Here is a 19,362-nt window from a genome sequence, read left to right as displayed (position 1 = left end):
TCAAACTGGTTGAAGGTGAGCCTGATCGTGGGCCTGCTCATGATCACTGCGATCGGATTCGCTTTGTGGCTTCTCCAGGCGAGCGATGCCGAGGGGCCGACGTACGAGATACGATTTGAACAATCTGTAGATGGCCTGCAACCGGGGTCGGCCGTGAACCTTCTCGGTGTTCCCATTGGCCGCGTAACTGAAATCCAGGTCCAGCCCAAAAATCCAGATTTCGTGACCGTGCGGTTCGTATTGACCAATGACGCGATTCTTCATCGCGGTGTGAAAGCATCGATCGAACGATCGTTATTTGATGGATCGGCAAAGCTGAGCCTGAGCGGCGACAACAATCGCAACCCGGTGCTCGCGGCCCGAGAGGGACAGCCGTTCCCGATCATACCAGCAAAGGGCGGAGGACTCTTGGGCGGCGGTGGTCCAGCAGACCTCATTGCGAAGGTTTCGTCGAACGCTGAAAGCGTGTCTAAAAAGCTCGATCCCGCTGGTTTGCGTTCGATAGAGAAGCGTCTCGACGAACTCGCGCGCAACTCGCAAAGCTGGACTGACAAAGTCGGCCAAGTGGCGGGACGGTTGCCACAGACGGACAGGCTCGATGCTTTTGCAAAGCAGATCGCCAATACAGGAGATGGTGCAACGAGACTTCGCAGGCGCATTGAAGCGTCACGTGGAGGATTTCGTGAGCGTATTTCTAAGTCACTGGATTCGGCTGACAAATCAGCCGTGTCTTTTGGGCAGTCGGTTTCGCGCGCACGACCTCGGATGAGGCAGTTGGAAGCGGATGCTCGCCAAGTCACGGAAACCGTTCGATCGCTCCGGGGACCAGTCGGTCGTGCCGGCGATGTCGCCAAGAGGATCGAACAGGGGGGCTTGGGATCGACCAAATTGCCCGATTTCAAACCCTCGCCTGCTGGTCAACCAAGCGCGATCGAGACTCCTGCGGCGAAAATCGGATCGAAGCCATGAACAGCGTGTGCCGATCGACACTTCCCGTCGCCATTGAGCACACTGATCCGTTTATAAGCCAGCGCGGTTTTAGCCATGCTGTGCGCAGGGTGATGCCGAACCTGCGGATTTATGCGCGTCGACTGACGCGTAACGAGGCAGATACCGAAGACCTCGTTCAGGATACATTGGCGCGCGCCTGGGCTGCGCGAGAGCGTTTCGAGATCGGGACGAACCTCAAGGCTTGGCTTATGCGGATCGCACGGAACAGCTTTCTGTCCGGGAAGCGAAAGGATCGGCGCTCGGTATCGTGGGATCCGGCAATCGCAGAACGTCTTTTAATTGCCCCGGCCGCCCAGGACGAAGGGATTTTTTCCAGTGAACTCAACCAAGCCGTGTCGTCGCTTTCTGATGGACAACGCGTAGCCTTCGAGCTGGTGACACGAGACGGGCTGACATTCGAAGAAGCCGCGGATCGTCTCGGCGTACCGCTTGGCACCGTTAAAAGTCGCGTATCGCGAGCCCGTCGGGTGCTCGTTGACGGCTTTGAAACCGATCCGTCTCTCCCGGTCCAGCTACCAATGCTCTCCGCGCCCGCGTGCGAAGCTCCAGAAACAAGCGATGCGAACGTATACCAAAACTGGAAAAGATCCGGTTCGAGAACAATCGGATGAATACGCCGCAGCCTGGACACTTCGGTTTGAATCGCGTCACGCCGGATCATGCCACATAATTGATTCAGTCAAAGAAAGGCACTGAGCACCATGCGTGAAATCCCGTCCGATATCGTACAGACCTGGGCGCCAGATCCTGCATACCTGCCCGGTTGGTTTGTCGACGCGCTATCCGTGCCGCGGGAGGAGGGCTTCGTCGAGGTCTCTGGTGTGAGAATGCATTACTTCCGCTGGGGAGATCGTTCCGCGCCTCCTTTACTGATGACCCACGGCTTTCTCTCTCATGCACGGTGCCTGGCGTTCGTCGCGCCTTACCTGGCTGAAAATTACCATGTGATCGCCTACGACCATTCAGGAATGGGGGACAGCGACGTTCGCGAGAATTGTGACATGGGCGCGCGAGGACGGGAGATGATTGGGGTCGCGGAGGCCCTTGGACTTTTTGGCCACGAGCACAAGCCGATCATCGTCGCACACAGCTTCGGCGCGGCAGTCGCGCTCCAGGCGATCAAGCTGGCGCCGGAGGCCTTTGCCGGTACGGTGATTTGCGATCTGATGGTGCTGCGTCCGTCCAGCTTTGACGCCGTTTGGGGCGGCGGCCGCACCGGCCCGGGATCAGGCGACCCCGATCGCCCGCATAAGCGCTACCCCGATTACGCCAGTGCCCGCGAGCGGTATGTTCTATCTCCGCCACAGCCCGTTGGTGAGGCGTTCCTGATGGATTACATGGCCTACCACTCACTTCGACGCGAAGGCGACGCGTGGACCTGGAAGTTTTCGCCATCAGTGTTCAAGCGGGATAATGTGCCGAGCGAATGGCTTGAAATGGGCAGAACGCTGGTCGAGGCGCCAGGCCGCAAGGCGATAGTACACGGCGAGCAAAGCCTCCTTTTTACAAATGATTCCAGTGATTACGTGCGCGAGCTCGGCGGTATCGATATTCCGATCATCGCTGTACCCGAAGCTCGGCACCATCTGATGCTGGATCAGCCGCTGGCGTTCGTCGCTGCCTTGCGCGCGTTGCTGGCGGGTTGGAGCATCGGGCGCAATTAGACCGGTTTGATACCGGGCATTACGTCTGCGTCCGCCAGGGTTGTAGGGTAGCGTTTGGCACGCGTTCTACCAACCTCGGGAGCACCGAGCCGTACTCCGGTGTTACGTCTCCGGCGTCACAAGGGCGCGTATCGTTAATCGTTCGATCAAGCTGCTCACGTCATCGGCTGAACTGGTCAGTCCTTCCGTCAACCACCAGCTTAAAATGGTGATTATTCCGCCCACTACGACGCGAACAGCGAGTCCGCGAGGCACGGATGAATCAAACGGAAGATCGAGCCCCTCTGCGTATCGAATGGCGCGAGCCGTCACTTCCTGTCGCACTGCATCGCCACCGCCAACCAGCAGAGCTGCAGACGCGTGCCGGTGTAGATCGACGAACTCCACGACGGATCGCACGGCGTTACCTACGTCTCCCCGAACGAGAGCCGGGGCCACCTGCTTAACCAACCGTCCCATCAACTCATCCGCCACGTCGAGCAACAGCGTGTCGACGCCGGGATAATGGCGAAAGAAGGTCGCGTAGCCGACTCCGGCATGAGCGACGATACGTTGCGCTGTGATCGAATGCGCGTCGCCGTTTTGCAACAGCGCCAGCATCGCGTCGCGCAGCAGCGACCGGGTTCGCGTGACACGAGCGTCCACGCCCTTTTCGCGATTACCCCTTTTATGAGCCACAGTAGATCATATATAGCGGACCTTGGAGTAAAGGAGCAAAGCGATGAGTTCGTATTCCACGCTATCGCGCGAACCGTCCAGCGGGGTCGACGATCTCCGTGATGATCGAAAAAGCATTCCATCGCAGCCCATGGGTCGCGGTTGCCCAGTCCAGTCTTTTTCGGAAGCACGCGCGCTGCTCCGGGATGATGAGTTGCATCAGGCCAGTTTCCGCGCTGATCTGATGGCAAGGTTCAGCGACGAGCGCTTTGCGCCGATCATTTTCCAGCACGGTGAGCGCCATCGCCGTCAGCGTGCTGCGACCGCTCGGTTCTTCACCCCCAAAACCGTCGACACCAGCTACCGTGCGATCATCGAGCGTGAATCCGATGCATTAATCGGCGACATGCAGCGTCGCGGCCACGCAAAGCTGGACGAAATGAGCATGCGGCTGGCGGTGTCCGTTGCGGCCGAGGTTGTCGGTGTTACCGATAGTAATCGCACCCGGATGGCGCGTCGGCTCGAACGCTTTTTTCAAGCTGGCAATGTCGCGCTCGGCAAGTCGATCCTCGATCTGCCACGCTTCGCGCGGGCGCAGATCCACATGCTTAACTTTTACGTTCGAGACGTGTTCCCAGCGGTTCTCGCGCGTCGCCGTGCCCCGCGCGAAGACGTGATCTCGCATTTGATCGCCGAAGGCTATTCGGACCGCGCGATACTTACCGAGTGCGTGACCTACGCTGCCGCCGGCATGGTGACGACACGCGAATTCATCACGATGGCGGGATGGCATTTGCTCGAGCGCGACGAGCTTCGGACACGCTTCCTTGCCACAGATGAGACCGGGCGGATCGCGATCTTGGAAGAGATCCTTAGGCTAGAACCCGTCGTCGGGGAGCTTTCGCGACGGAATCCAAATACCGGCCAGATTTTCAAAATCGATATCCGCCAGGCGAATGCTGATGTTGCGGCGGTGGGCGCGTGTCCGCATGCAGTCGATCCTGATCGCGCCTTGGCAGCGCGGGTCGGTAGCGCAGGGCTTGCGTTCGGTGATGGTTCGCATCGATGCCCTGGCGCGAGCATCGCAATTCTCGAAACCGCAATCTTTCTCGATCGCCTGCTGCGCATTGCGGACTTAACGCTGGAAGCACCGCCGGAGATCAACTGGAACGCGTTGATCACAGGGTATGAACTTCGCGATTGTCGCCTTCGCATTGCTCCTCGATCATTTTGAGTTCCTTGGCTTATTACATCTTCGGAATTGCCTTCCTCGGTCGTCAATTCGCCTTGGTGAGCGGCCTTCTTGCAAAACGGGATCGGCCGGAATCACGGGACGTTAGTAATTTCGTATAAATTGAAGCATCGGCAAAGGCATTTCTTGCCAAAGGCTATTGCTATTTCCTTGGCAATGGCTGTCGACTCGTGAATGGCACTATCTTCGGCCATCCGAAAGAAATGCGTCGCGAGATGTATCCCGGAAAATACTGTTGAAAAGAAATATTGTACAACCAGTCTCCGGCATTCTATTGAAAAGCCATTCTGGTATTCTTTTTGATTCCGGCCGTAGCGAGCGCCTGCTGGCGAAGTCCGAGATCGAGGGATTTCTGGCAGGGCGGCACCCCGAGTTTCTGGAGAATTTTCGCGCCATTGTGCAGGCCACCTCGCTCGATCAATCGACGACGCCCTGACAGTTCAAGCTTGGGGACCGGGACCCAGAAGCGCCGGGACCGTCGGAGAAGCCGCCGCGAGGGGCGGATCAAGGGCGGTGACAGGGATGGCGGCGAGCCCGTTAGGCCAGTCGCCATAGGGCTGGCTGCGTGCCGTTCGCGGCATGATTGTTCTGGAGCGCGCCGATCATTCCGGGTCGGCGCGCTCCAATCTCTCTACGCGCCGGAATTATCGCGCATCTCAGATGCGCGATAATTCTTGCACGCGGCGCCGGATGGTGGGATTAACGCGCATCTGAGATGCGGGATAATCCTATGGCTCTTCATCTAGTCGGTGAGACAATTGACGCCAAACGCGCGCATCAGCGCGCGCAGACCGGTGAGTTGATCCAGCTCGTGCGCGGGGTTTACGTCGATGACCAAGGTGACATCGAGGTGACGATCCTCGGTCATGCGGTCCGAATTGCACACTATCTCTATCCCAACGCCTATCTGTCGTCGGCGAGTGCAGCGCTGCTCGCGCCGACGCCCGACGGGCGGCTGTTTATCAGCGGCCGCCGCAACCAGCGCACGCGGTTGCGGACGCTTGAGATCATCCAGAACGAAGCGCCGAAGCATCCATCGACGGCGATCGCGGTCATCGGCGACGACCTGGGCGAATTGCGCGTCGACGCCTCATCGCCGCGCCAGCGCTTTCTCGAAGCGTTCCGCCTGCGCAGCGAACATGCGAGCGCGGTTACCGCCGACATGCGCGCGCAGATGGCGGCGCGTCTGGTGGAGGAACATGGGACGCCCCAAGCCGCAGCCGACGCCGTCTGGGTGCTGGCGCGTGAGAACGAATGGTATCGCGAAGGCGAAGGCGCCGAACGCTTTCTGCTAGCTCAGCCGGGCGTTGCCAAGGCGCCGGTCAACAAGGCAGCGCTCGATCTCCTCGTCGCCTGGCACGGTGAGCCGCTCGGCCGGCTGACCCACGATGGATTTGAATGGCGCTGGAAGCCGGGGCGTCGAGCGGGACCGGCCCTCGTGCGCGAAACCACGCCGGGCAAGCTGCCGGCCTTCATTGAATCGCTGCTTCCCGAGGGCTGGCTGGCGCAGGTTCTCCACGAACGCGATGAACGCGAGGCGCTCCGGCGCGGACGGCGATATATGTCGAACATCGTCATCGTCGAGGGTCGAGAAGAACTGGCGGCGCTGCCTGCTGACATTCTCACGACAACACTGGCTGGATACATCGACACCGGTGGCTTCACGGGCCGCTACGCCGGTCCGGCGCGGGGGGAGATCGAGGAGACCTTCGAGCAGAACCTGGCGCGCATCTTCGCGCGCGCGGAAACGCCGCGCCTGTCGGGCGTCCAGATCAAGGCGCCGATGAGCCTGATGCCTGATGGCGCCCTCGTTCCGGCCATCGATCAGCCGTTCACACATATCCTCAAGCCCGCCGGCACGGCGGGCTTCGAGACGTTACCGGTCGTCGAGTGGCTTTGCCTGGAGCTTGGCCGCTCGGCCGGGTTCGATGTGCCCGACGCCGCGCTGCTGGAGATGCCCGACAGCATGTCGCCCGCACTGGTCGTCGAGCGGTTCGATATTCGTCGCGGGCCAGCGGATCAGCGGCGTCTGGCGATGGAGGATTTTTGCTCCATTCTGGACCTTCCCGCATCCGCCAAATACGACGGAACGATCGAGCGGATGGCGCGCGGCCTACGACCGCTGTCGACCGATCCGGCCAGCGATCTCGATATCCTGTTCCGCCGGGCCGTGTTCGCCTGGCTCATCGCCGATGGCGATATGCATCTCAAGAACCTCGCTGTGCTCAAAGTCGCCGAGGTGGATGCCAAGGCCTTCACGAGCGTGCGCTTCGCGCCGCTCTACGACGCCGTCACCACGCGCGTCTTCCCGGGTTTGGGGGGCGATCGCATGGCGCTCAAGCTCAACGGCAAGGATGACCGTCTGACGCGCCAGGACTTCCTCGCGCTGGCGCGGACAATCGGCGTATCCGCCGGAGATGCCGAGACTGCGATTGCGGACCTGACGGCGCGTGTGGCCGACCGGGCGCAGGGGCTTCAGCTACCTGCCTTCGCGGCCGAGGCTGAGACCGCCAAAACAGCGCAGGACAAGGTGATCGCCTTGGTCGGGGAGCGCTGCAAGGCACTTGCCGTTGAAGGCGACTGAGCGGCGCGACGTCACGGTTGGCCGGCAAGGTCGACTGGCGCCGGAGCGACGATCGAGGATCATCTCACTGCCAATCAGCCGGGCGCACATTTGGGCGATCGCGTCGGCTTCACCGTCGCGCTGTTGCTCGGCTGTCGGCCGCCGCATCGACCATGCCAGGAAGCAGCTTGATGCTTTCCAGCTCTCCGAGGCTCGTGTCCGGCAGCACGGCCTGGATCGCGGTTCGCAAACACTCGTCATCGATCGGACGGGCGAAGCCCCCGGCCAGACGGACCGCGAGTTGTTCAAATGACATGATCTGCACGCTGTGTCGGCGCTGCCGCGCCGCGTCGAGGCGCAACTCGCGCATCGCCAAACGGCCATGGGCGACGATGGTCCGCCGGTTGGAAAGGGTGGTCATCGTCGTTCTCCCTGACTTACTTCTTGTTCGGGCGCTGCGTCAGCGCCGAAGCCGCCGCCGATTTTGCCGCTGCGCTCGACTTGGGGTCGCGCAGCACCTGCGATGCCGCAGTCGCGGCTTTCTTGCTCGTTACTTCATTCTTCGAGGGGGTCTTGGCCATGTGGTCCTCCTGTTGCCCGGCACGGTTTCGCTTGACGCGACTCCGTGATGGGAATAGAAACTACACACGTCGTGCAGATGTGTCCATATAGTTTTTATCTGCATCCGTTTTGGAGGAAGATTCGGATGGCGGAAAGCCTGACGACATTGAAGTGGGGCGTTGAGCGTCGGCTCGAGTTCATCGAGTTCCGCTTGTTCTGGGAGGGCGGGGTCAATCGCTCGGACATCATCGAGATGTTCGATGTCTCGGTGCCGCAAGCGTCGAAGGATCTGACGCTCTACCAGGAGCGAGCGCCCCACAACGCCCTCTATGACAAGAGCGCCAAACGGTATGTCGCGAGCGAACATTTCGAACCCCATTTCCTCAAGCCCGATCCCGACGGCTATCTGTCGCGCCTGCGGTCGGTTGCTGAAGGACTGATCGATCTATCGGAATCCTGGATCACCCAGGTTCCTGACACTGATATCGCCTTGACACCCCGGAGGGATATCGACGCGTCAGTGTTGCGCACGGTCCTCAGCGCCGTGCGCGATCACCGGTCTGTGGACATTCACTATCAGTCGATGAGCAAGGATCGGCCCGATCCGATCTGGCGCCGGATCACGCCCCACGCCTTCGGCTATGACGGCTTCCGCTGGCACGTTCGCGGCTATTGTCACGTCACCGACAAGTTCAAGGATTTCCTGCTGCCGCGCGTTCTCGGGATTGGGAGCCTCGGCGAACCTGGGGCACCCGCAGAGCATGATGCGCTTTGGCAAGAGCGGTTCGGGGTCGAGATTGGCCCTCACCCTGATCTGACCACAAGTCAGAAGGCCGTCGTCGCCAAAGACTATGGCATGGAGAAAGGCTCAGCGGTCCTGACCGTGCGCTACGCCATGCTGTTCTATGTTCTGAAGCGGCTCGGCCTCTTGGGCGACGCCGCCAAGCTGCCGGCCCGGAGTCAGCACATCGTTGTAGTCAATCAGGCCGAGACCGAGGCGGCTTTGGAGAAAGCCGATTTTGCGGTGTGAGCATCAGGGCGGTCGGGGTCAGTAAGGGTAGATATGGCAAGGCTTGAAGAGATTCGGAATGGCGCGTCGGTGCGCGGCATCGCCTCACCCCAGGCGGCCCAGATCCTGTCTGTCGACTGGATCGGCGATCAGGCGATCAACGTCGTCTACCGCGATCTGAACGGTGCCGTTGCCGAAGCCGTGCTCTATCGCGACGACGAGTACCGGCTCGAAGTCGAGGTCAACGGGCGGCCTTGGTCTTTCGACGGCGATGGTGCGCTGCTTCGACTGGTGACCGAGGCCAACCGGATCAAGCTCGCCCATTTTTTTGACCCCTATCTGGCCATCCACACGAGTCTGGTCGATCCGCTGCCGCACCAGATCTCGGCCGTCTATGGCGAGATGCTGCCGCGCCAGCCACTACGCTTCCTGCTGGCCGACGATCCCGGGGCGGGCAAGACGATCATGGCTGGCCTGCTGATCAAGGAGTTGATCGCGCGCAGTGATCTCGAGCGCTGTCTTGTGGTGGCGCCGGGCAGCTTGGTGGAGCAATGGCAGGACGAGCTGGGTCAGAAGTTCAATCTAGAATTCGACATCCTGACCCGGGACATGATCGAGACGTCACGGTCAGGTAATCCGTTCGAGGACCGCAACCGGCTGATCGTTCGCCTCGATGTTCTGGCGCGGAACGAGGAGTTGCAGGAAAAGCTGGCGAGCGCCCGCGAGTGGGACCTTATCATCTGCGACGAAGCGCATCGCATGTCGGCGACCTATTTCGGCGGCGACGTTAAATACACCAAACGCTACCAGGTCGGTCAGAAGCTCGGCGAAGCGTGTCGCCACCTGCTGCTGATGTCGGCCACGCCGCACAACGGCAAGGAGGAGGATTTTCAGCTTTTCATGGCGCTCCTCGACGGGGACCGTTTTGAGGGACGCTTCCGCGACGGCGTTCACTACGCCGACACCGCCGACATGATGCGCCGCCTCACCAAGGAGGAATTGCTCCGCTTCGACGGTCGACCGCTGTTTCCGGAACGCCGGGCGTACACCGTCAAATATCAGCTCTCCGAGCTGGAGGCGGCGCTCTACACCGCCGTCACCGAGTATGTGCGTACCGAGATGAATCGGGTGCAGCGCTTCGCCGAAGGAGACGGAAAGAAGCGCAACAATGTCGGCTTCGCCCTGCAGATTCTCCAGCGGCGCCTCGCCTCATCACCAGCGGCGATCTACCAGTCGCTCAAGCGCCGGCGCGAGCGGCTTGAAAACGAACTCGGGGAGGCTCGGCTTGCCGCCAAGGGCCGCCGTGCGGGCTTTGCCGCGCCGGACGTCAATGCCGACATCCTCAAGAATATCGAGGAATATGGCCAGGACGAGATCGACGACCTCGAAGACCTGATCGCGACTGGCGCGACGACCGCGGAGACGGTCGAGCAGCTCGCGCTCGAAGTTGAGACGCTCAAAGGCCTGGAGACCATGGCGCTAGGGGTCCTGCGTTCTGGCCTCGACGCCAAGTGGACGCAGCTCAATCGTATTCTCGACGATGACCTCATGGTCGATGCCGACGGCAATCGTCGCAAGCTGATCATCTTCACCGAGCCGAAGGACACGCTCCATTACTTGGTCGACAAGGTCCGCGCTCGGCTCGGCAATCCTGATGCGGTCGATGTGATCCATGGCGGCGTGTCGCGGGAAGAGCGGCGCAAGGTCATCGAGCGGTTCATGCAGGACCGCGACATGCTGGTGCTGATTGCAAACGACGCAGCCGGCGAAGGTGTGAACCTTCAGCGCGGCCACCTCATGGTCAACTACGACCTGCCCTGGAATCCCAACAAGATCGAACAGCGTTTCGGCCGTATCCACCGGATCGGCCAGACCGAAGTCTGCCATCTGTGGAACCTCGTCGCGGCCGATACCCGCGAAGGCGAGGTATACGCTCGGCTTCTCGAGAAGCTCGAGGCGGCGCGGGAAGCCTTGGGCGGCCGGGTCTATGATGTCCTGGGCGAACTTTTCGAGGGTGTCGCGCTCAAGGATCTCCTGTTTCAGGCCATCCAGTATGGCGAGCAGGAGGACGTCAAAGCCAGGCTATTCCGCCAGGTCGATGGCGCGGTCGATCAAGGGCACCTGCTTGAGTTGCTCCAGCGGCGTGCGCTGACGAACGACACCATGCCCGAGGCTAAGGTCGAGGAGCTGCGGCTGGAGATGGAGCGCGCCGAGGCTCAGCGGCTGCAACCGCACCATGTCCAAAGCTTCTTCGTTGAAGCTTTCCAGCATTTGGGCGGCAAGATGAAGCGCCGGGAAGAGGGGCGTTGGGAGATCACTCATGTCCCGGTCCGGATCCGCGAGCGGGATCGCCAGATCGGCACCGGCGCGCCGATCCAGAAGAAGTATGAGCGCATCTGTTTCGAAAAGGGCCGGATCAACCAGCAACCGGTCGCGACATTTGTGTGCCCGGGTCATCCGTTGCTCGAAGCGGTGATCAGCATCGTGCGCGAGCAATATGAGCAGATCATGCGTCAGGGCGCGATCTTGGTCGACGACCTTGATGCTGGGACTGACCTGTCTGCGGTCTTCCTTCTTGAGCACAGCATTCAGGATGGCTTGGCGACCAGCGCGGGCAAGCCGCATGTGGTGTCGCAGAAGCTTCAATTCGCCTCGATCAACAAGGCGGGGGAGGCCGTCAACGCCGGTATCGCGCCGCACCTCAACCTGCGCCCTGCCACCCCTGAGGAGATCGCCAGCGTGCAAGACGTCCTCCATGAGGACTGGCTGACGACTGAGCTGGAGAAGACGGCCGTGCGGTTCGCCACTGTCGAGCTGGCGCAGGCGCATGTGGCCGAGATCAAGGCGCGCCGCTTGCCCGAGATCGAGAAGGTCGAGCGCGAGGTGCGCGCCCGCCTCAAGAAGGAGATCAACTACTGGGACTCGCGCGCGTTTGAACTGAAGGAAGAAGAGAAGGCGGGTAAGAAGACGCGCTTGAGCTGGCAAAACGCCCAGCGGCGCGCTGAAGACCTAGCCGAGCGCCAGAAGCGGCGCATGGATCAGCTCGAACAAGAGCGGTTCATTTCATCGCAGCCTCCGAGGGTTCGGGGCGGGATGGTTGTCGTCCCGCGCGGCCTTCTCGACGCGCGCGGCATTCCGGGTGGCGCTCCTGCCGAGGGAGCGCCACCCCCGTTCTCGGCCGACGCTGACGCGCGCCGCGTTATCGAGCTGGCTGCAATGGACGCGGTCATTGCGACGGAGCGGGCACTCGGCAATGTGCCCAGCGATGTGTCGGCGCAGAAAATCGGGTACGATATCGCGTCCTATGACCCACGCACCAAGCACTTGCGGTTTATCGAGGTAAAGGGGCGGGTTCACGGCGCGGACACCGTGATGATCACCCGCCAGGAGGTGATCACTTCGCTCCATGAACCGGACAAGTACATCCTCGCCATCGTGCAGGTCGAAGATGGGACCGCGCGCGACCCTCGTTACGTCCATGGGGCGCTTTCAGATCACGAGCCGTCCTTCGAGCATACCGCGATCCAGTTCCATCTGGCGCGTTTGCTGGAGCGGGCGGAGGCGCCCCGATGATCTCGGAACGCGAGCGCGCGGCCAGGTCCGCGGCGCCACCGGGCTATTTTCAGCCGATCAAGGACCGCGCGGCCAAACGATGGGACCAGCTTGAAGCGGATCCCGAACTGGCTGGCCCATGGCATCAGCTTTTCAAACAGGTGCAGAGCCCGCGTCATATCCTCTCTGAGTTGCTGCAGAACGCGGACGATGCCGGCGCCAGTGAGGCGCGGGTCTCGATCGAGAATGATCGCTTCATTTTTCAGCACAATGGCGAGGATTTCATCGAGGCCCACTTCGCCTCGATTTGCCGCTTTGGCTATTCCAACAAGCGAGCGCTACACACGATCGGTTTTCGCGGAATAGGGTTCAAAAGCACCTTCAGTCTCGGCGACAGGGTCGAGCTTTACACCCCGACCCTGGCCGTCGCGTTCGAGCGCGGCCGGTTCACCGAGCCGCATTGGGTCGATGCGCAAGAACTGTCCTCGGGTGGAACGCGTGTCGAGGTCGCGATCGCCAACGCCTTTTTGCGGCGTGATGTCGAGAAAAACCTGGAGGAATGGCTGAAAAGCCCGGTGTCGCTGCTGTTCTTCAAGAATATTCGCCGGCTTCAGATTGGCGACAAGGCCGTGCAGTGGGATAGCTTTGGGCCAGGCCCTATCCCCAGAAGCGAATGGATGGCGCTCGATGCGAAGGCTGACGAGCCATTTTTGCTCGTTCGCTCGGATGAAGAGGCCTTCCCGGCCGAGGCGCTCGAGGAAATCCGCCAGGAGCGAATGCTGGGGGCCGAGGATGGCGGGGATTTTCCCCCGTGCCGGATCGAAATCGTCCTCGGCGCCAGGGGCAGGCTGTATGTCGTGTTGCCAACCGGCGTGGAGACGACGCTCCCATTCGCCTGCAACGCGCCGTTTATCCAGGATCCGGCGCGCCTGAAGATCAAGGATCCAGAAACTTCGCCGACCAACCGTTGGCTGCTCAAGCGCGCCGGTGAACTGGCCGGCCGGGCGATGATGCAGTGGCTTGAGCAGACCACCACCAGCCCGCTGGATCGCGCGACAGCCTATGGGCTGATGCCGGACGTGGATCGCGATGCGGCCACCCTCGAAGGCTCGTGTGGAGCGATTGTCGAACTGGCTTTTGACGAAGTCGTGGCGGAGCAACCGATCCTGTTGACGGAAGACGGCCAACTCTTGCCTGCCAAGAGCGCGATCGTCATGCCCTTGCCGATCTTTGAGATATGGCCTGCCGACCAAGCGATGGCATTACTCGACAAGAAGTCGAGGCCGGCGCTTTGCCGTCACGTCTCAGCCAAGGATCGCACAAAGCTTGTAAACTGGGGCTTGGTCGAGGCTTTCGCGAAAGCTGACCTGCTCGACCGCCTCCGGACGAACCATCTACCCCGCCCGGCGACCTGGCGTAATTTGCTGAACCTGTGGTCCTACATCGCTCCTGACGTCACCGGTTATCAGTGCCGGGATGCCGATCGCCTCAGGATCGTTCCCGTCCAGGGTAAGGAGGTCCTCTATTCGGCATCCGAGGTTGTCCGGCTTGGTGAGAAGAAGCTTCTTCAGTCTGACGACGACTGGGAGTTCCTCGCCGCGCATTTGATTGTCCTGAACCAGAATTGGACGCGTTTTCTCGCCGATCAGCGCCGTGACAAGGGCGATGGCGCAGGCACAAGCTCCGACGTCGTGGAAACGGCGTTTGCCGTTCTCGCGAAGATCGGCCTTTCCGACACCAGCGATGTTAACGCTGTCGTCGAAAGAGTGGCCGCCGACTACTTCAGTACCGGTCAGCCCAAGATGGCCGAGTGCGTACAGATCGCCCAGATTGCGGCCAAGCTGGGTGCGACGGCGGGGGCATCCTTTCGATACGCCTGCGCAGATCGGAAGCTTCGTCCTATAGCCAAGACGGTCCTCATCGATGATGATGGGACGCTCGAAGATTTGCTTCCGGAAGCTGTCCAGGAAACCCAGCTTCTGCACCCGGACTACATGTCGAGCTTCACCTCCTGCACGCGGGAAGACTGGCAGCGTTGGGTCGGTTCAGGTCGCTCTGGCCTCCAGACATTCGCGCCTTTTGTGGCCAGGCGGGGATCGATTTACTCGCGCTCGCGGCTTCTGGCGGACGCCCAGGCTAGGGGCCTGAAGAGTGCGCTGTATTATCCCTACGTCACGGACAATTTCGTCATCGAAGATTGGGATTTCGAGGCGTCGTACTGGAAGCATTGGGAGGCGTCGGCCACCACGGATCCGGGCGTCTGGGCCAAGGTGGCCGCCCGCATCCTTGGCCAACGCGAAGGATATTGGTCGCGGTGCTCCAGCGCCCGTATTCTGCAGGTGGCCACCACTGGCAGCACGCGATCGCTGACATCCGACCCACTGCTGTCCGAATGGCTGCTCAAACTTCGTGACAAGCCGTGCCTCCCAGATACCCGCAATGTGGTCCAGGTTCCGTCCGAGCTGCTGCGCCGCACGTCCGAGACAGAGTCGCTCATCGACGTCGAGCCGTTCGTTCATGGTCTGCTCGATCGGGAATCAACACGCCCCCTCTTGGATTTGCTTGGTGTTCGGCGATCGCCGACCGGGCCTGCCAGGCTACTCGACCGGCTGCGCGCGCTTGCCAAATCCACCAAGCCGCCGGTTCAGGAGGTCGAGAAATGGTATCGGCGATTGGACCAGATGCTGGACACCTGCTCGACCGCTGACGCCCAGAATATCAGGGAGGTTTTCAAGGCCGAGAAGCTGATCCTGTCGCAAGATGGCGCTTGGGTGACTACACCTTCGGTGTTCCTCACCGGTGATGAAGAGGATGTCCCTGGCGCAGCATTGATCCGTGGGTCGGTCGCCGATCTCACGCTCTGGCATCGGATCGGCGTAGCAGATCGTCCGTCCGTGGATCTCGCGATGCAGTGGCTCGCGACTCTGCCATCGGGCGTCGTGCTGTCAGCAGAGGACGGCCGTCGGGTGAGGACGCTGCTGGTTCGATACCCGATCCGCATCTGGGAGGAGTGCGGGCACTGGGTGAACTTGATGGGGGAGTGGGCGCCGGTTGAAACGCTGACCTACGCGCTCAGTATGCAGACGCTGATACGGTGGAGCCATCTCCACGACTGGGTCAAACGAAAGACCGCGGACCTCCAGCGGCTGCCGGCCGAACTCGTTCAGGCTCCGCCGTTTTCAGGATTGCCCGCGCTTTCGGCCGTTTGCGACGAGCGCTTCAACCAATCTCCGCTTTTTCCAGGACTCGAGGATCGACGGCCTTGGATGACAGCCTTCGGGACGCAACTCGGCAGGGTCGAGCTGGCTACACCCGAAGAGACCGAACGCGTGCGGGCTCTGGCTGAGGTGATTGCAGACACCATCTGGGTGGCAGCGCCAAAGCTTGAGGTCGTTCCTTACCTGGAGGGAGTGCCTGCGGGGACGGCGCGCCTGACGGATCTGCTGTGGCTTGATCGCAAACTGTTCGTCAGCCCGCTGTCTAAGGCCAAGCTCGCCAAGCGCGTCCCCGAGGAAATCGGCAAGTCCCTCAACCCGGATATCCGAGCGGCTCTGGCCTATGCGTTCGAGCGGTCGCCGGACGACATCAAGGCGTACCTCGAGGAGAACTTTACGTTGGCCCCGGAAGCGATGGTCGTCACTGACCAGGACAGTCCAGCGGTCCAGGACAATGCTGACCCTATCTCGCCTTCGATGCCCAAGTCCGATGACGCATTTGGCGAGAGCGTCGTCAGCGAGATCGATACCGTCGGGGTCGTAGATGGAGAGGACATGCCGGCACCTCCGCCCACGGACGACGACGAAGCGGACAATGACGATATGCGGGATCCTGAAGATGAGCCGGATGTCGTCAGTCGTCCACGCCCAGCGCCAAAGCCGCCCCGACCGAATATCATGGCGCGCTTTGCTCTGGCCCAAGGCTATAGAGCAGATGGTGACGACCGATTCTTCCATGCTGATGGGAGCTGGATCAGCCGCGCCAACGCCACCAAATTTCCTTGGGAACGCCGGTCATCGAGCGGCGAGCTCCAATGCCATTACTATCCGAAGGAACACTGCTTGGAGCGCGAACCGCTTCAGATTGAAGCCGACATCTGGGGCCTGGTTGACCAGAAACCCGAAATCTATTCGTTCATTCTGCTTAACCCGGAGGGTGCGCCTGTCGAGATGACGGGAAGCCGTCTGCGCGCGCTGCGCGACGGGGGCGAAATGACCATCCACCCCGCAACCTACAGGCTGGTTTATGACCTCGACCAATAACTACAAAAAGAAGCTCATCGAGGTCGCGATCCCGCTCGAGGCAATCAACGCCGCATCGGCGCGAGAAAAATCGATCCGACATGGTCATCCCTCAACGCTGCACCTTTGGTGGGCGAGGCGACCGCTCGCGGCTTGTCGCGCAGTGCTCTTCGCTCAGCTTGTGGATGACCCTTCAAGCCTGCCGGATCAGTTTACGACAGAAGTTGCGGTAGATAACGAGCGTCAACGTCTCTTCAAAATCATGGAGGATTTAGTCCTGTGGGAAAACTCAACGAACGAAGAGGTTCTTGAGCGAGCCCGAGCTGAAATCAGGAAGAGTTGTGGTGGAAAGCTACCCCCGGTGTACGATCCGTTTTCTGGCGGTGGATCGATACCTCTTGAAGCCCAGCGACTGGGGCTGGCTGCGTACGGGTCTGACCTCAACCCCGTCGCTGTAACGATCGGCAAGGCGATGATTGAGATTCCGGCACGCTTCGCTGGAAAAGAGCCTGCGCACCCGTCTGCGCGCGACCGCAACCACCATCGAAACGCCGAGGCCCTGGCGGAGGACGTCAGATATTACGGTATGCGGTTGCGTGATGAGGCTTGGAAGAAGGTCGGCCATCTATATCCGAAGGCTCAACTCTCGCCTGCGCAAGGCGGCGGGAGCGCATCGGTGGTCGCGTGGATATGGGCCAGGACGGTCGCGAGTCCGGACCCGGCCTTTCGCGGCGCGCATGTGCCACTCGTCAGTTCTTTCATTTTGGGATCAAAGAAGGGGCGCGAGACTATTGTCTCGCCTGTTGTTGACCGATCCTCCGGAACCTATACCTTCAAAGTAAAGAATGCCGATATTTCGAAGGAAGAGTTAACTGCCTCGTCTATTGGCACTAAAGCTGGGAAGGCACAGGATTTCATCTGTCTATTATCAAAGACGCCAGTTACGCGCGAATATGTCCGAGATGAGGGGAAGGCCGGACGCTTGGGCGCTCGGCTTATGGCGGTTGTTTGCGAAGGAAAAAATGGCAGAATCTACTGCAATCCCACCGACGAAATGCAGGCATTGGCTGAGAGCGCCGGGCAGCAGGAAGAGGTAGCCCTCGCCAGAGAAACATTCCTTTCAGGCAGTACGCCCACAAGGGCGATGATCACTGGTGGTGTTTGCTCGGCTTACGGACTTTCTACTTGGGGGCACCTCTTTTCAGATCGCCAGATTTTGACATTGGGCACATTTGGCCACCTGCTGGAGGCGTTGCGCGACGAAATACGCCATGACGCGATCCGAGCAGGTTATAGCGACGATGTTACGCCATTGCGAGATGGTGGTAGTGGTGCCTTTGCTTACGCGGAAGCGATCAGCGTCTATTTGGCGTTCGCAATCAATCGCTCAGCCGATCGCGGTTCCACGCTTTGTACATGGGATTCATCTCCCAAGATGGAAGCTCTTAGGAACACCTTTGGTCGTCAAGCTATTCCGATGACGTGGGATTTTGCAGAGGGAAATCCCTTCTCGACTGCAAGCGGAAATTTTATCAGCAATGTTGAATGGGTTACGAAGGTCATTGAAAAATTCGTACCCGCCGCTGCAGGCGTCGAGCGGCAAATGGATGCGCAGACGGTCGAGTATCCGGACAATGTGGTCATATCTACTGATCCGCCATATTACGACAATATCGGATACGCAGATTTGTCAGACTTTTTCTTTGCATGGATGAAACGGTCTATACGAAGCGTCTTTCCGGACAGCTTCAGCGTAATGGCTACGCCCAAGGCCGAAGAGCTGGTTGCAACACAGTACAGGCATGGCAGCCGGGAGGCGGCCGATCGATTCTTTTTGGAAGGAATGCGCGAGGCGATCGCAAATATGGCGAGGCAATCTTCGTCGGATTTTCCTGCAACGATCTATTACGCTTTTAAGCAAAGTGAAGTCGCTCAGGAAGGGATCAGTTCGACTGGGTGGGCGACATTTCTGCAGGCTGTCGTAGAAGCTGGTTACGCTGTAGTTGGGACGTGGCCTTTGCGAACTGAAATGGCCAATAGGATGATTGCATCCGGGACTAATGCCTTGGCCAACTCCGTTGTTTTGGTTTGCCGCAAGAAAGATGAAGTGGCCGAGACGATAAGCCGCGCGGAATTCATTCGCGCTTTGAAGAGGGAGCTGCCTTCCGCCATCGGTGAGCTTCAGGCAGCAAACATCGCGCCGGCGGATATGCCGCAGTCCGCCATCGGCCCAGGGATGGGTGTGTTCTCGCGTTATCGAGCTGTGCTTGAATCAGACGATAGCCCCATGAGCGTGAAGGCGGCACTCCAGCTTATCAACCGAGAGCTTGATGAGTATCTCGGTGGCATTCAGGGCGAATTCGACGCCGATACGCGGTTTGCAATTACCTGGTTCGAGCAGCACGGGACGAAGACGGGTGAGTACGGCTCTGCCAACAGCATCGCCCAAGCGCGCGGTATCTCCGTCGAGAGTGTCAAGCACGCGGGGATCGTCGAGAGCTCTGCGGGTAAGGTCCGGATCCTTGGGCGCGACGAACTGGATGCCGACTGGGATCCAGCTGGCGATGGCCATTTGACCGTCTGGGAGTGCTGCCAGCATCTGATCCGGGCGCTGGAAACTGATGGCGAGCACAGCGCCGCGATGATGCTCAAAAAGATTGGCTCCGAGAAAGCCGATGCGGTGAAGGATCTCGCCTACTGCCTTTACGGCATCTGCGAGAAGCGGTCGGATGCCAAGGACGCAACATCTTACAACGCGTTGATCGCCGTCTGGACCGAGCTTACTCGGCAGGCTGCGGCGATCCACGACACGGGTGGCGATCGCCAGACCCGGTTGGATCTCTGAGGGGTTCGAG

Annotated in this window: 13 protein-coding genes; 10 read left to right on the top strand and 3 right to left on the bottom strand. The window is 60.3% G+C overall.

What is annotated here, in order from left to right:
* The first annotated feature begins 15 nt into the window (after positions 1-15).
* The 3 genes from BFL28_RS20285 to BFL28_RS14795 all read left to right on the top strand — a co-directional run bounded on the left by BFL28_RS20285 (position 16) and on the right by BFL28_RS14795 (position 2,675).
* A complete protein-coding gene (locus BFL28_RS20285; protein ID WP_173655766.1) occupies positions 16-969 on the top strand; it encodes an MlaD family protein in 954 nt (317 codons plus the stop codon).
* Entirely contained in the window at positions 966-1,622 is a 657-nt protein-coding gene (locus BFL28_RS20280; protein ID WP_079247185.1) for an RNA polymerase sigma factor, read from the top strand. The genes BFL28_RS20285 and BFL28_RS20280 overlap by 4 nt, the downstream gene beginning before the upstream one ends.
* 90 nt (positions 1,623-1,712) lie before the next feature.
* On the top strand, positions 1,713-2,675 hold the full coding sequence (locus BFL28_RS14795) for an alpha/beta fold hydrolase (protein WP_119184618.1): 963 nt from the start codon (positions 1,713-1,715) through the stop codon (positions 2,673-2,675).
* Between the two features lie 102 nt (positions 2,676-2,777).
* Here the strand turns inward: BFL28_RS14795 and BFL28_RS14790 are convergent, their stop codons facing one another.
* The gene (locus BFL28_RS14790; protein ID WP_173655765.1) at positions 2,778-3,275 is read right to left on the bottom strand and encodes a TetR/AcrR family transcriptional regulator; all 498 of its coding nucleotides are present in this window, start codon (positions 3,273-3,275) and stop codon (positions 2,778-2,780) included.
* Positions 3,276-3,396: 121 nt separating this feature from the next.
* On the opposite strand from BFL28_RS14790, the gene BFL28_RS14785 reads away from it, so the two are divergent.
* The 3 genes from BFL28_RS14785 (at position 3,397) to BFL28_RS14780 (ending at position 7,168) form a co-directional block, all read left to right on the top strand.
* A complete protein-coding gene (locus BFL28_RS14785; protein WP_206599125.1) occupies positions 3,397-4,566 on the top strand; it encodes a cytochrome P450 in 1,170 nt (389 codons plus the stop codon).
* Positions 4,567-4,819: 253 nt separating this feature from the next.
* Positions 4,820-5,020, top strand: coding sequence for a hypothetical protein (locus BFL28_RS20565; RefSeq protein WP_241527351.1), 201 nt, complete (start codon positions 4,820-4,822; stop codon positions 5,018-5,020).
* A 294-nt stretch (positions 5,021-5,314) separates the two neighbouring features.
* Positions 5,315-7,168, top strand: a complete 1,854-nt coding sequence (locus BFL28_RS14780; RefSeq protein ID WP_069321306.1) for a type II toxin-antitoxin system HipA family toxin — start codon at positions 5,315-5,317, stop codon at positions 7,166-7,168.
* Positions 7,169-7,277: 109 nt separating this feature from the next.
* Here BFL28_RS14780 and BFL28_RS14775 read toward each other — a convergent pair whose 3' ends face one another.
* Positions 7,278-7,568, bottom strand: coding sequence for a hypothetical protein (locus tag BFL28_RS14775; RefSeq protein ID WP_241527350.1), 291 nt, complete (start codon positions 7,566-7,568; stop codon positions 7,278-7,280).
* Between the two features lie 16 nt (positions 7,569-7,584).
* Positions 7,585-7,728, bottom strand: coding sequence for a hypothetical protein (locus BFL28_RS21185; protein ID WP_173655764.1), 144 nt, complete (start codon positions 7,726-7,728; stop codon positions 7,585-7,587).
* A gap of 125 nt (positions 7,729-7,853) precedes the next feature.
* Here BFL28_RS21185 and BFL28_RS14770 point away from each other — a divergent pair, with 125 nt between their 5' ends.
* The 4 genes from BFL28_RS14770 to BFL28_RS14755 are packed head-to-tail and all read left to right on the top strand — an operon-like array spanning position 7,854 to position 19,352.
* Positions 7,854-8,738 (top strand): WYL domain-containing protein, encoded by an 885-nt coding sequence (locus BFL28_RS14770; RefSeq protein ID WP_069321304.1) that lies wholly within the window; start codon positions 7,854-7,856, stop codon positions 8,736-8,738.
* Between the two features lie 33 nt (positions 8,739-8,771).
* Positions 8,772-12,290 carry a protein NO VEIN domain-containing protein gene (locus BFL28_RS14765; RefSeq protein ID WP_069321303.1) on the top strand — a complete coding sequence of 1,173 codons (3,519 nt, stop codon included), beginning with the start codon at positions 8,772-8,774 and terminating at the stop codon, positions 12,288-12,290.
* The gene (locus BFL28_RS14760) at positions 12,287-16,528 is read left to right on the top strand and encodes a sacsin N-terminal ATP-binding-like domain-containing protein (RefSeq protein ID WP_069321302.1); all 4,242 of its coding nucleotides are present in this window, start codon (positions 12,287-12,289) and stop codon (positions 16,526-16,528) included. Before BFL28_RS14765 ends, BFL28_RS14760 begins: the two co-directional genes overlap by 4 nt.
* Positions 16,512-19,352, top strand: a complete 2,841-nt coding sequence (locus tag BFL28_RS14755; protein ID WP_069321301.1) for a DUF1156 domain-containing protein — start codon at positions 16,512-16,514, stop codon at positions 19,350-19,352. Before BFL28_RS14760 ends, BFL28_RS14755 begins: the two co-directional genes overlap by 17 nt.
* The last annotated feature ends 10 nt before the right edge of the window (positions 19,353-19,362 follow it).

The sequence above is a fragment of the Sphingomonas turrisvirgatae genome (assembly GCF_001721295.1).
In the GTDB taxonomy this organism is placed as follows: domain Bacteria; phylum Pseudomonadota; class Alphaproteobacteria; order Sphingomonadales; family Sphingomonadaceae; genus Sphingomonas; species Sphingomonas turrisvirgatae.
Note: the sequence above shows the minus strand (reverse complement) of the source record. Positions and strands in the feature narration are given on the sequence as shown.

Bases quoted from the DNA above. Each gene is read 5' to 3' on its own strand.
- BFL28_RS20280 (WP_079247185.1), top strand. From the start codon at position 966: ATGAACAGCGTGTGCCGATCGACACTTCCCGTCGCCATTGAGCACACT.
- BFL28_RS14795 (WP_119184618.1), top strand. From the start codon at position 1,713: ATGCGTGAAATCCCGTCCGATATCGTACAGACCTGGGCGCCAGATCCT.
- BFL28_RS14790 (WP_173655765.1), bottom strand. From the start codon at position 3,275: ATGCTGGCGCTGTTGCAAAACGGCGACGCGCATTCGATCACAGCGCAA.
- BFL28_RS14785 (WP_206599125.1), top strand. From the start codon at position 3,397: ATGAGTTCGTATTCCACGCTATCGCGCGAACCGTCCAGCGGGGTCGAC.
- BFL28_RS14780 (WP_069321306.1), top strand. From the start codon at position 5,315: ATGGCTCTTCATCTAGTCGGTGAGACAATTGACGCCAAACGCGCGCAT.
- BFL28_RS14775 (WP_241527350.1), bottom strand. From the start codon at position 7,568: ATGACCACCCTTTCCAACCGGCGGACCATCGTCGCCCATGGCCGTTTG.
- BFL28_RS21185 (WP_173655764.1), bottom strand. From the start codon at position 7,728: ATGGCCAAGACCCCCTCGAAGAATGAAGTAACGAGCAAGAAAGCCGCG.
- BFL28_RS14770 (WP_069321304.1), top strand. From the start codon at position 7,854: ATGGCGGAAAGCCTGACGACATTGAAGTGGGGCGTTGAGCGTCGGCTC.
- BFL28_RS14765 (WP_069321303.1), top strand. From the start codon at position 8,772: ATGGCAAGGCTTGAAGAGATTCGGAATGGCGCGTCGGTGCGCGGCATC.
- BFL28_RS14760 (WP_069321302.1), top strand. From the start codon at position 12,287: ATGATCTCGGAACGCGAGCGCGCGGCCAGGTCCGCGGCGCCACCGGGC.
- BFL28_RS14755 (WP_069321301.1), top strand. From the start codon at position 16,512: ATGACCTCGACCAATAACTACAAAAAGAAGCTCATCGAGGTCGCGATC.